A 12,366-nucleotide genomic window follows, 5' to 3' on the forward strand; every position below is an offset into this window, starting at 1 on the left:
GTTAATCCTCGATAACAAGAAGATCAAGAAGGCGGCGAAGCTGTTTTCGGCTTTTAAGCTGGAATACCGGCACGTTGGGACCATAAAGCGCGAAATTCTGCTCGAAGATCGGGGCGTGCCGGCGTTCGAAATTCCAGATATAGCGCAGGAAATCGAGATCCAGTCTTTCGGGGCACCCTTCAGCCATTTCAGGACGCGCCTTGCCATACCCCTTGGCAATCCGGGTGATGGCGCCCCAAAGGCAAAGCCAGCGCGGCATGCGCACCCAAAGGACGATGTCGGATCTCGGCAGACGCATGTCGAAAGACGATGGATTGCTGCCGTCCATCAGCCACCGGTCTTTGGCGACGATAGCGGCAATCCTTTGTCGCTGTTCTTGGCGCGGGCGTGCCTGCCAGCCTGGCAACCAGAAAATATCGCGATCCATGGAAATGTATTCAAATCCAAAGCGTCTTACGAGCTTCCGGGAAAGCGTCGATTTTCCGCCTCCGGAGCAACCAACGACCGAAATACGCTGCGCAGATGCGATAATCGCAGCCGCGTCCTCCACGTTTTCAAGATAGTTCGGCATCGAATAAACCTCGTCTTCGCCACCATGCCATTTTAAATAGCGCGGCTATTATTCTGCGGCGGTATGGCCGCGGCGTCCGATGTTACGGAAATTTAACTATTGCAACCCCCTCGCAGGGATTGCTATTTATTTGCGACTAATATTACACCCATTGGATGCAACGGCGCTGGAACCTCCCATTTTCACCGCGCTTATTCATCCCTGGGTTCACACCCACATAACCCGCTTTGAGCCACTGAGTGAGCCGATGGACGATTTTTCCAACATCATCAACCTTCTCGAATCCGCCAAGCAACTTGCATCGATGAACGAAATGCCGATGCTTGCCTATCTCATCGACGTTGCGAAATGCGAGGCGAGAGAGAACAAGCCGGTTTTGCGCAAGCGCAAACGCGGCGAATCGACCGCCAAGGAAGAATGTTAGACGCCGGCTCGATAAAGCCGGCTCGCCCAATCTTCAAGACGATGTCATAATCAGGACTGAAACCGGCCGCTTTTCGAGGCGGCCGTTTCTTTGCACGATGGAAATGACAATCTCATGATCGCCGCATCCGCCGATATCAGGACCTATACGCAGGAAAGACCGAAGGAACGGCACGGCTTCGTGCAGATCGTTCTTCCGGTCTCGGGATGTCTGCGGATCGATGTAGCAGGGCTACAGGACGAATTGTCCACCGGGCGCGCGGTCTTCATTCATCCCAACACATCGCACACACAGGAAGCGACGACGATCAACCGGTCGCTGGTGGTCGATATTGACGAAACTGCTGTTCCCGAACAGGTGCTGGAGAGATTTGTCCACAAGCCGTTTCTCGATATCGCACGGGATACACGGCAGCTGATCGCTTACATGCGCGGCGTCATCGGATCGGATGGGCCGCGTGAGGATATTGCCAACCTCTGGGCACCGCTCCTGATCGACAGCCTTGCGACTGAAAAGACCGATATCCGCCACCGCCTGCATGCGCTGGGCGAGATCGTCAGAGCGGAGCCATTTTTCCCGTGGACCATCGAGACGCTCGCATCCTGCGCCGCAATCAGCGATAGCCGCCTGCATGCGCTGTTTCTGGAAGAGTTTAGCCTCCCTCCTCACCGCTGGCTTGCAGAGCTGCGCATGGACAAGGTCTGCGCATTGCTGCGCCACTCCACATTGCCGATTGCGGAAATTGCCTTGCGGGCCGGCTTTTCCGACCAGACGGCACTGACGCGCGCCATGCGCAACGCGATGGGCAAAACGCCTGCCGCTTATCGCCGGGCCTTCGGAATTCACTGAAAGCACAGCACCTCTTCTCTCAGGAGTTTTTGTCAAGACAGCCGTACGTGGCTGTGGCACATCGCGGGCAATCGTGAATGCGGATGTGACATGACATGAACAAGACAAGCCTAGGTGTTATCTACGGCATGATGGCGGGCGCTCTCTGGGGCGCGATCTTTCTCGCCCCGAAACTCGTACCGGATTTTTCCGCCCTGCAACTGTCGACGGCCCGTTACCTGACCTACGGGCTAATTTCGCTCGTCATCATAGGACCGCGCCTGAAACGGGTATCTGCCCATTTCGGTGCGCGCGAATGGATCGCGCTCGGCTGGCTGAGCATGATCGGCAACATCGCCTATTATGTCTTCATATCAACGGCGGTGAAACTGAGCGGCGTTGCCTTCACGTCCATCATCATCGGCTTCCTGCCGGTTGCCGTCACCATCATCGGCACGCGCGATCATGGCGCGGTATCGCTCAAGCGTCTGTGGCCGTCGCTCGCCTTTGGCGCAATCGGCATTATCGGCATATCCTGGCAGTCGTTGACGGAAAGCGATACGGGGCTGGATGTCTCCCGCCTGATCGGGCTGGCCTGTGCGCTTGGCGCGCTCGCCTCATGGACGGCCTTTGCGGTTGGCAATGCCCGCTGGCTGTCACGCCTTCACGATGTCAGCGCCGACGACTGGAACATGATGACGGGTGTGGTGACCGGAGGGCTGGCGCTGGCGCTCGCCATACCGGCCTTTGCTTTCGGCGGGGAAGGCCATAGCTCCGAGGACTGGCTGCATTTTGCGGCCATCGCCGCCGGTCTCGGTTTCACCGCATCCATTCTCGGAAATGCTCTCTGGAACCGCATGAGCCGCCTGCTGCCGCTCACCATGGTTGGGCAGATGATCCTGTTCGAGACGCTCTTTGCCTTGCTCTATGGTTTCCTCTGGGAAGGTCGTGGGCCAACAATCGTAGAGGTCCTGGCGATTTCCTCAGTCGTGCTGAGCGTCATCCTGTGCATGCGCGCGCATCGGCCGGAGAAGGTTGTGGCCGGACTTCAGGTGAAAGCAGCAACGTCATCCTCGGGACAAGCCCAAGGATGACGCGTGAGAGAAATTGCCCGCCCCGCCCACTTACTCCGCAGCGGCCAGAATCTTCTTCTCGCGGGCTGCGCGCAGGCGTGCAAAATCGTCGCCCGCATGGTGGGAAGAACGCGTCAGCGGGCTGGAGGAGACCATCAGGAAGCCCTTGGTATAGGCGACCGTCTCATAGGACTTGAATTCCTCCGGCGTGACGTAAGCCTCGACCTTGTGGTGCTTGCGGGTCGGCTGCAGATACTGGCCGATAGTCAGGAAGTCCACGTCAGCACTGCGCAGATCGTCCATCAACTGCAGCACTTCGTTGCGCTCTTCGCCAAGGCCGACCATGATACCTGATTTGGTGAACATGGTGGGGTCCAGTTCCTTGACGCGCTGCAACAGGCGCACGGAATGAAAATAACGCGCACCGGGGCGAACCGTGAGGTAATTGCCGGGAACGGTTTCCATATTGTGGTTGAAGACATCGGGCTTCGCCGCGACGACACGCTCCAGCGCGCCGGGCTTCTTCAGGAAGTCCGGGGTCAGAATTTCGATGGTGGTGTTGGGAGACGCAGCGCGGATCGCCCAGATCACCTTTTCGAAGTGCTCCGCGCCGCCATCGGCGAGATCATCGCGGTCGACCGAGGTAATGACGACGTGGCTGAGGCCCATCTGCTTGACGGCCTTGGCGACGTTTTCCGGCTCGTCCATGTCAAGCGCATTGGGCTTGCCGGTCGCGACGTTGCAGAAGGCGCAGGCGCGGGTGCAGATCTCACCCATGATCATGAAGGTCGCGTGTTTCTTGTCCCAGCATTCGCCGATATTTGGACAGCCGGCTTCCTCGCACACCGTCACCAGCTTGTGACTGCGCACCAGTTCGCGCGTCTCGTGGTAGCCTTTGGATGTCGGCGCCTTGACGCGGATCCATTCCGGCTTGCGCATGACTTCGGTATCGGGCCGATGGGCCTTTTCCGGGTGGCGGATACGCTTTTCTTCGGACGAAGTCCTGTCGAGAATAGTGACCATAAGAAACCTGTTTCTATCGCTTGCCGCGATCATCACATTTATTGACGCGATGCTTTAGAACAATTCCAGAAAAAGCGTAAGCCCCTTCCGGGCACGAAGCCTAGTCAGCGCCGTACCAGCTTAGCCATGAACAACAACAGGCTGGCGCCGATGAAGGACGTTACGAAATAACCGAGCCTGCTGTCCTGCACGAAAACGTCGAAGGTTCTCAGCACCGCAACGGCAACCACCGAACCGACGATGCCGAGAACGATATTCATGAAGATGCCGAAACGCATATCCATGAGTTTGCCGGCGAGCCAGCCGGCAAGACCGCCTATGATGATTGCCGCAATCCAGCCGATATTTTCCATTCCCGCGCTCCCTTATAGAACCAGCGTTGAGACATATGGGACACCCGGCATGGTTAGACAATGCCGGGCATCACGGGGCACTCATGCGTTCAGCACACGTCCGTAGGCGTCGAGCACGCTTTCCTTCATCGACTCGGAAATGGTCGGATGCGGGAAGATCGTGTGCATCAGTTCCTCTTCGGTGGTTTCGAGGTTCATGGCGACCACGAAGCCCTGAATGAGTTCGGTGACTTCCGCACCAACCATGTGCGCGCCGATCAACTCGCCTGTCTTCTTGTCGAAGATGGTCTTGACCATGCCCTGATCTTCACCGAGTGCCACGGCCTTGCCGTTGGCCGCAAAGGAGAAGCGGCCGACGCGAATATCGCGGCCCAGTTCCTTCGCCTTGGCTTCGGTGAGACCAACAGAGGCGACCTGTGGGTTGCAATAGGTGCAGCCGGGGATCTTGAGCTTGTCCATCGGGTGAACATTCGGCAGACCGGCGATCTTTTCAACGCAGATCACGGCCTCATGCTCGGCCTTGTGGGCGAGCAGCGGCGGGCCGGCGACATCGCCGATGGCGTAGACGCCAGGCACGTTGGTCTTGCCGTAACCGTCGATGACGATGAAGCCGCGATCGGTCTTCACGCCGACGGCCTCAAGGCCGATGCCTTCGATGTTGGCGACGACGCCGACAGCCGAAATCATCCGGTCAGCGGTGATCTTCTCGGACGAACCGTCCTTCTTCTCGAGCGTCGCAGTAACCGAATTAGCAGCCTTCTCGACCTTGGCAACCTTGGTTTCCAGATGGAACTTGATGCCCTGCTTCTCCAGCTGCTTCTTGGCGAAGGCAGATATCTCCGCATCTTCGACCGGCATCACCTGGCTCATGATTTCAACGACGGTAACGTCGACACCCATGGTGCGGTAGAAGCTGGCGAATTCGATGCCGATGGCGCCGGAACCCATGACGAGCAGCGACTTCGGCAGTTCTTCCGGCTTCATTGCCTCGAAATAGGTCCAGATCAGCTTGCCATCCGGTTCGATGCCTGGAAGCGCGCGCGGGCGGGCGCCTGTGGCGACGATGATGTGCTTGGCGGTATAGGTGCCCTCGCCCAGCGTGTTCTTCGGAACCGGGCCCATCGGTTCGACGGGCTTCTTCTGGGTCTTGGAAACTACGATTTCACCGGGCTTGGTGATCTTGGCCTCGCCCCAGATGATATCGACCTTGTTCTTCTTGAACAGGAAGCCGACGCCGTTGTTCATGCGGTGCGCGATGCCGCGCGAACGATCAACGATCGCCTTGACATCAGGCTTGATCGAGCCTTCGAGCGTCAGGCCGTAATCCTTGGCGTGCTGAGCCGTATGCAAGACATCGGCAGTACGCAGCAGCGCCTTGGTGGGAATGCAGCCCCAGTTGGAGCAGATGCCTGCAAGGTGCTCGCGCTCGACCACGGCAACCTTCATGCCGAGCTGGGCTGCGCGAATCGCGGCAATATAACCGCCCGGTCCCGAACCGATGATGATGACGTCATAAGATTGAGCCATAGGTATCCTGCCTTGTCCTATCGGGTCACGGCATGCCGTTCCGAAACGAGAATTGTTGTCAAAGTCCGAGCATCATGCGAACGACGGGCTCCAGCCCGCGCCCGATGGCCCGCGTGTTTTCAGCATCGAGATGAACGCCGTCTACGGGCGTCGTGCGGGCAACTGACCCCGCATCGAAAAATCCGCAATCGAGATCGTCGGCCAAATCCCGGTAGACCGGGGCGAGCATCGCCGATTCATCGATCGCATCGCGAAAGATAGCGCCCATCACGGGGTTGGCCGTTTCGCACAGTTGCGGCGGCGCGACGATCAGAACATCCGGCGCTTCCCAGTCCGGCACCTGCCAGACATGGTTGCGCACCAGTTTGACCAGCCGCTCCACACCCTTCATCGCGACGATGGCCGAGCCATGAATCGACGGTTTCAAGTCGTTGGTGCCGAGCATGATGATGACCAGATCAAGCGGCGCGTGGCTGTGCAGAAGCGTCGGCAAGAGCCTTGCGCCGTTGCGATCGCAATCAGCGGTATGGTCATCATAGGCGGTGGTTCGTCCACCCAGCCCTTCGTGGATCACCTTCACATCAGGCCCGAGCGCCTTTTGCAAGACGCTCGGCCAAAGATCGTCATGGCTATGCCGGCCACCCGTTTCCGCATCTGATCCCCATGTGAGGGAATCGCCAAAGCAGAGGACCGACTTCACCATCTCACTCTCCGATCAAACCAGCATGCCCATCGGGTTTTCGATATAGCGCTTGAAGGCGCCGATCAGTTCGGCTCCGAGCGCGCCATCGACGCAACGGTGGTCGGTAGAGAGCGTAACCGTCATGACATTGGCGATCTTGATCTCGCCGTTCTTCACGACAGCACGCTGTTCGCCCGCGCCGACTGCCAGAATGGTGGCGTGCGGCGGGTTGATGACGGCGGAGAAGCTCTTGACGCCCATCATGCCCATGTTGGACACGGCCGTCGTGCCGCCCTGATACTCCTCGGGCTTCAGCTTGCGCTCCTTGGCGCGCTTGCCGTAGTCCTTCATCTCGTTGGAGATGGTGGAGAGCGACTTCTCTTCCGCCTTGCGGATGATCGGCGTGATCAAGCCACCCGGAATGGAAACGGCAACGCCGACATCCGAATGCTTGTGCTTGACCATGTTGCTTTCCGTCCAGGAGACGTTGGCATCAGGCACATCGCGCAGCGCGAGAGCCAGCGCCTTGATGACCATGTCGTTGACCGAAAGCTTGTAGGCGGGCTTGCCGTCCTTTTCGGGAGCGGCGGCGTTGAGCTGGGCGCGCAGCGCCAGAAGCGTATCCAGTTCGCAATCCACGGAAACGTAGAAATGCGGAACGGTCTGCTTGGATTCGACCAGACGCTTGGCGATGACCTTGCGCATGCCGTCATGCGGCACCAGTTCGTAAGAACCGGGTTCGAACAGCTTGAGAACAGCTTCTTCGGACGGGCCCTTGGCAAGTGCGGCAGCCGGTGCGCCTGCGGATGCTGCGGCGGCAGGAGCTGCCTTCGCACCACCAGAAGCGGCGGCCTTTTCTACGTCTGTCTTGACGATACGGCCATGCGGGCCTGAACCGGACACGGCCGTGAGGTCGAGACCGGCTTCCTTTGCGAGACGACGGGCAAGCGGCGAAGCGAAGATGCGCTCGCCGGATTTTGCAACCGGGGCCGGGGTGGAAGGTGCGGAGGCCTGGTCGGCAGCTGGCTTTTCAGCCTTGGCCGGGACAGCCTCTTCCTTTGGCGCTTCGGCCTTTGCAGCTTCCTGCTTCGGAGCCTCGGCTTTGGCCTGGGACGCGGCAGGAGCAGCATTGCCGCCCTTTGCTGCCTCAGCCACATCCTCGCCATCGGCGGCGAGGATAGCGATCAGGGCGTTGACCTTGACCGCTTCCGTGCCTGCGGGAACCACGAGCTTGGCGACCGTGCCCTCATCGACGGCTTCCACTTCCATGGTTGCCTTGTCGGTCTCGATCTCGGCGATCACGTCACCGGGTGCGACCTTGTCGCCTTCCTTGACCAGCCACTTGGCCAGATTGCCCTCTTCCATGGTGGGAGAAAGGGCAGGCATGGTGATGTTTATCGGCATCGAAACGCCTCCCCTTACTTGTAGCAGACGGTTTTGACAGCCTGAACGACTTCATCGACGTTCGGCAAAGCCAGCTTTTCGAGGTTTGCCGCGTAAGGCATCGGAACGTCTTTGCCGGCAATCGTCAGGATCGGCGCATCGAGATAGTCGAAAGCGGCACGCATGACCTGATTGGCGATGAAGTCACCAACCGATGACTGCGGGAAGCCTTCCTCGACTGTGACCAGACGACCGGTCTTCTTGACCGATTCGATGACGGTGGGCAGATCCATCGGACGGATGGTGCGAAGGTCGATCAGTTCGACGTCGATGCCGAGCTTTTCGAGTTCCGCAACCGCCTTGATTGCGTAGGTCATGCCGATGCCGAAGGAAACGATCGTCGCATCCTTGCCCTTGCGGTGAATGCGCGCCTTGCCGATCGGCAGCACGAAATCGTCGAGCTTCGGCACTTCGAAGCTCTGGCCGTAGAGAATTTCATTCTCAAGGAAGATGACCGGATTCGGATCGCGGATGGCTGCCTTCAGGAGACCCTTGGCGTCCGCTGCCGTGTAGGGCATGACGACCTTGAGGCCCGGAATATGGCTGTACCATGCGGCGTAACATTGCGAATGCTGAGCGCCAACGCGGGCAGCAGCACCCGAGGGGCCACGGAACACCATCGGCGCGCCCATCTGGCCGCCCGACATGTAAAGCGTCTTCGCAGCCGAGTTGACGATCTGGTCGATCGCCTGCATGGCGAAGTTGAAGGTCATGAATTCGACGATGGGCCGCAGGCCCGTCATTGCCGCACCGACGCCGATACCGGCAAAACCGTGCTCGGTGATCGGGGTGTCGATAACGCGGCGTTCGCCGAATTCCTGCAACAGGCCTTGGGTAATCTTGTAGGCGCCCTGATATTCGGCGACTTCCTCACCCATGACGAAGACTTTTTCGTCCGCGCGCATTTCTTCGGCCATGGCGTCGCGCAGCGCTTCACGCACCGTCGTCATCACCATTTCCGTGCCTTCAGGAATATCCGGATCGGCAGCGACTTCGATCTTAGGTGCTGCCGGAACCTTTGCGGCTTCCTTGGCAGCGCTCGGCTCCTCGGACGCTTCGCGGGTCTTGCCGCCTGCGGCATCCGAATCGGAATTTGCAGCTTCAGCCTTCGGCTCTTCCTTCTTGGCGGAGGAAGAGATGTCGGCAGCGCTTTCGCCTTCCTGGATGAGAACGGCGATCGGCGTGTTGACCTTGACGCCTTCGGTGCCGGCGTCGATCAGCAGCTTGCCGATAACACCTTCATCCACAGCTTCCACTTCCATGGTCGCCTTGTCGGTCTCGATCTCGGCAATCACGTCGCCGGATGCGACCTTGTCGCCTTCCTTTTTAAGCCATTTGGAAAGCGTGCCTTCCTCCATGGTCGGCGAAAGGGCGGGCATAAGAATTTCTACTGGCATGGGTTTCCCTTTCCCGATCAGAGCAGAATGTCGGTGTAGAGCTCGGATACATCCGGCTCTGGGTCGTTCTGGGCGAAGTCTGCGCTATCGGCGACAATATCACGGACATCCTTGTCGATGGCCTTGAGTTCGTCTTCGCTTGCCCAGCCCTGCTCCAGAAGCCGTGCCTTGACCTGCTCAATCGGGTCATGTTCGGAGCGCATCTTCTGCACTTCGTCTTTCGAACGGTATTTCGCCGGGTCGGACATGGAGTGACCACGGTAACGGTAGGTCAGCATTTCCAGAATGATCGGACCCTTGCCGGAGCGGCAATGTTCCAGCGCCTGATCGGCGGCGGCCTTTACGGCGCGCACATCCATGCCATCCACCTGGATGCCGGGAATGCCGAAGGACTGGCCGCGCAGCGAATAGTTCGACTGTGCGGTGGCGCGGGCGGTCGAGGTGCCCATGGCGTAACGGTTGTTTTCAACGATATAGATGATCGGCAGTTTCCAGAGAGCGGCCATGTTGAAGCTCTCGTAGACCTGACCCTGGTTGGCGGCGCCGTCACCGAAATAGGTCACGGAGACATTGTCGTTGCCGCGATATTTATTGGCGAAGGCAAGACCGGTTCCGAGCGAAACCTGCGCACCGACGATGCCGTGGCCGCCGTAGAAATGTTTCTCCTTGGAGAACATGTGCATCGAGCCGCCCTTGCCCTTCGACAGGCCGCCCTTGCGACCGGTCAATTCGGCCATGACGCCACGCGCGCTCATGCCCAGAGCCAACATATGGCCGTGGTCACGGTAAGCGGTGATGACCTGATCGCCTTCCTTCTGAGACATCTGCATGCCGACAACAACGGCTTCCTGACCGATGTAGAGGTGACAGAAACCACCGATGAAGCCCATGCCGTAAAGCTGGCCGGCCTTTTCCTCGAAGCGACGGATGAGAAGCATCTCACGATAGGCGTGAAGCTCTTCTTCCTTCGAAAAGTCCGGGCTGTTCTTACCGGTGAATTCGCCTGCAGCCTTTGCCGTTGTCTTTCGGCCGGATACGGACGCGGTTTTTCGCGGCGCCATTCATCCCTCCCTGAGTTGCCGTTTGAATGGATAGATTGGCGCGTACCATATGCAAGAAAATGCCATGCAGCAATGCTTTAAACGCATGGCACATATTCACGCTAAAGTGCTGTGAATAAATCACAAATCATTAATTAACTTGATTTCGGTTAATTAGAAGTAGGTATTCATGATGACAATTTCGTCCGTACGGGACATATTCAACTGATAACGGGAAATCTCGTCAATCATGTCACGTTCGAGAGAACCGTCGCTCAATAATTCGACCTGCCGCTCCAGCGCAACGCGCGCCTGCGTCAGCTTGGCGAGCTCTGCCGTTCTGGCAATACGCTGCCGCTCCAGCCGCTCCGTCGCCTGAAGGCCGAAGTCGCCGTGGATGGAATGATACCCGAAATAGGAAAGAAAAGCGATCGTAATGGCCGGAACGATCAAACGGCCGAATCGTCTCTTTTTATGATGTCTGGTCCACATGCCGGAGAGAAGCCTTAAAACGCATAATGTGAGTCTCGAGACTAATGCGGATTGTTTAACTATCCGTTGACCTTAAATTCCGCGCGACTGATAGACGCAAAAAAGCCCTTTCAACCCAGGGACCTGGCCTGACTGAACCCCAGATCAACTCGGGAGTGAGCAGTGCGGATAAACCGCCCATCCCTGAGACTGACCCGCCAGGCGGCGGGCCATATCGCGAAACCCGAACGCGGATTATCCGCGCAGGATCGAACGGCCGGCGTAAGCAGCCTGTGGGCCCAGCATTTCTTCAATGCGGATAAGCTGGTTGTACTTTGCGAGCCGGTCGGAACGGGCAAGCGAGCCGGTCTTGATCTGACCGCAGTTGGTTGCAACCGCGAGATCGGCGATGGTGGAATCTTCCGTTTCGCCCGAACGGTGCGACATGACGGCGGTGTAACCTGCCTTGTGCGCAGTTTCGACTGCGTCCAGCGTCTCGGAAAGCGAACCGATCTGGTTGACCTTGACGAGGATGGAGTTGGCGACACCCATCTTGATACCATCGCGAAGGCGGGCGGAGTTGGTGACGAAAAGATCGTCGCCCACCAGCTGGCACTTGTTGCCAATGAGATCGGTCAGCGCCTTCCAGCCATCCCAGTCGTCTTCAGCCATGCCGTCTTCGACGGAGATGATCGGATATTTCGCCACGAGCTCGGCCAGGTATTCGGCCTGCTCGATCGGCGAACGGGTCTTGCCTTCGCCTTCATAAACGTAATTGCCGTTCTTGAAGAATTCGGTCGCCGCACAGTCGAGACCGATGAACATGTCGTCGCCTGGACGGTAGCCAGCCTTTTCGATCGACTTCATGATGAAATCGAGTGCTGCCGGCGCGCTTTCGAGACCCGGTGCAAAACCGCCCTCATCGCCGACATTGGTGTTGTGGCCCTGTGCGGACAGTTCTTTTTTCAGCGTATGGAAGACTTCGGAGCCCATGCGCACGGCTTCGCGAATATTTTCTGCGCCGACCGGCAGGATCATGAATTCCTGGAAGTCGATGGGGTTATCGGCATGCGCGCCGCCGTTGATGATGTTCATCATCGGAACCGGCAGCAGATGCGCGTTCGGGCCGCCGACATAACGGTAAAGCGGCAGGCCGGACGCTTCAGCGGCAGCCTTCGCAACGGCGAGCGACACGCCGAGGATGGCGTTGGCGCCGATGCGCGACTTGTTCGGCGTGCCGTCGAGCGCGATCATCATCTGGTCGATCTGGATCTGGTTTTCAGCGTCGAAACCGCCAATCGCGTCGAAGATTTCCGTATTGACGGCTTCGACCGCCTTTTCCACGCCCTTGCCGAGATAACGCTTGCCGCCATCGCGCAGCTCAACCGCCTCATGCGCGCCGGTGGAGGCGCCGGAGGGAACGGCGGCACGGCCCATGGAGCCGTCTTCGAGATAAACGTCGACTTCAACGGTCGGATTGCCGCGGCTGTCGAGAATTTCGCGCGCGATGATATCGGTAATGGCAGTCATGGTC

General features: G+C 58.5%; 13 protein-coding genes. 3 read left to right on the plus strand and 10 right to left on the minus strand.

Annotated features, from left to right (window positions below):
* Position 1 precedes the first annotated feature (1 nt).
* Complete coding sequence (locus tag GH784_RS10560; protein WP_065704613.1) at positions 2–571, minus strand: P-loop NTPase family protein; 570 nt, start codon at positions 569–571, stop codon at positions 2–4.
* A gap of 247 nt (positions 572–818) precedes the next feature.
* On the opposite strand from GH784_RS10560, the gene GH784_RS27125 reads away from it, so the two are divergent.
* The 3 genes from GH784_RS27125 to GH784_RS10570 all read left to right on the plus strand — a co-directional run bounded on the left by GH784_RS27125 (position 819) and on the right by GH784_RS10570 (position 2,917).
* Positions 819–995, plus strand: a complete 177-nt coding sequence (locus GH784_RS27125; protein WP_003512893.1) for a hypothetical protein — start codon at positions 819–821, stop codon at positions 993–995.
* A 114-nt stretch (positions 996–1,109) separates the two neighbouring features.
* Positions 1,110–1,844, plus strand: a complete 735-nt coding sequence (locus GH784_RS10565) for a helix-turn-helix transcriptional regulator (RefSeq protein WP_025593361.1) — start codon at positions 1,110–1,112, stop codon at positions 1,842–1,844.
* A 95-nt stretch (positions 1,845–1,939) separates the two neighbouring features.
* The gene (locus tag GH784_RS10570) at positions 1,940–2,917 is read left to right on the plus strand and encodes a DMT family transporter (protein WP_065704616.1); all 978 of its coding nucleotides are present in this window, start codon (positions 1,940–1,942) and stop codon (positions 2,915–2,917) included.
* Positions 2,918–2,947: 30 nt separating this feature from the next.
* Here GH784_RS10570 and lipA read toward each other — a convergent pair whose 3' ends face one another.
* From lipA to eno, 9 genes are all read right to left on the minus strand, one after another.
* A complete protein-coding gene (gene lipA, locus GH784_RS10575) occupies positions 2,948–3,919 on the minus strand; it encodes a lipoyl synthase (protein ID WP_065688311.1) in 972 nt (323 codons plus the stop codon).
* Positions 3,920–4,023: 104 nt separating this feature from the next.
* Positions 4,024–4,272 carry a GlsB/YeaQ/YmgE family stress response membrane protein gene (locus GH784_RS10580; RefSeq protein ID WP_003512885.1) on the minus strand — a complete coding sequence of 83 codons (249 nt, stop codon included), beginning with the start codon at positions 4,270–4,272 and terminating at the stop codon, positions 4,024–4,026.
* An 81-nt stretch (positions 4,273–4,353) separates the two neighbouring features.
* A complete protein-coding gene (lpdA, locus tag GH784_RS10585; RefSeq protein WP_013636031.1) occupies positions 4,354–5,799 on the minus strand; it encodes a dihydrolipoyl dehydrogenase in 1,446 nt (481 codons plus the stop codon).
* Between the two features lie 58 nt (positions 5,800–5,857).
* Positions 5,858–6,502 (minus strand): SGNH/GDSL hydrolase family protein, encoded by a 645-nt coding sequence (locus GH784_RS10590; RefSeq protein ID WP_003512881.1) that lies wholly within the window; start codon positions 6,500–6,502, stop codon positions 5,858–5,860.
* Positions 6,503–6,514: 12 nt separating this feature from the next.
* Entirely contained in the window at positions 6,515–7,885 is a 1,371-nt protein-coding gene (locus GH784_RS10595; protein ID WP_013636029.1) for a pyruvate dehydrogenase complex dihydrolipoamide acetyltransferase, read from the minus strand.
* A 14-nt stretch (positions 7,886–7,899) separates the two neighbouring features.
* Positions 7,900–9,321 carry a pyruvate dehydrogenase complex E1 component subunit beta gene (locus tag GH784_RS10600; RefSeq protein ID WP_065704618.1) on the minus strand — a complete coding sequence of 474 codons (1,422 nt, stop codon included), beginning with the start codon at positions 9,319–9,321 and terminating at the stop codon, positions 7,900–7,902.
* 17 nt (positions 9,322–9,338) lie between these two features.
* On the minus strand, positions 9,339–10,382 hold the full coding sequence (pdhA, locus tag GH784_RS10605) for a pyruvate dehydrogenase (acetyl-transferring) E1 component subunit alpha (RefSeq protein ID WP_003512874.1): 1,044 nt from the start codon (positions 10,380–10,382) through the stop codon (positions 9,339–9,341).
* A 153-nt stretch (positions 10,383–10,535) separates the two neighbouring features.
* Positions 10,536–10,853 carry an FtsB family cell division protein gene (locus GH784_RS10610; protein WP_003512872.1) on the minus strand — a complete coding sequence of 106 codons (318 nt, stop codon included), beginning with the start codon at positions 10,851–10,853 and terminating at the stop codon, positions 10,536–10,538.
* A gap of 234 nt (positions 10,854–11,087) precedes the next feature.
* Complete coding sequence (gene eno / locus GH784_RS10615) at positions 11,088–12,362, minus strand: phosphopyruvate hydratase (RefSeq protein WP_003512870.1); 1,275 nt, start codon at positions 12,360–12,362, stop codon at positions 11,088–11,090.
* Positions 12,363–12,366 lie beyond the last annotated feature (4 nt).

The sequence above is a fragment of the Agrobacterium tumefaciens genome (genome assembly GCF_009649785.1).
Lineage (GTDB): Bacteria > Pseudomonadota > Alphaproteobacteria > Rhizobiales > Rhizobiaceae > Agrobacterium > Agrobacterium tumefaciens.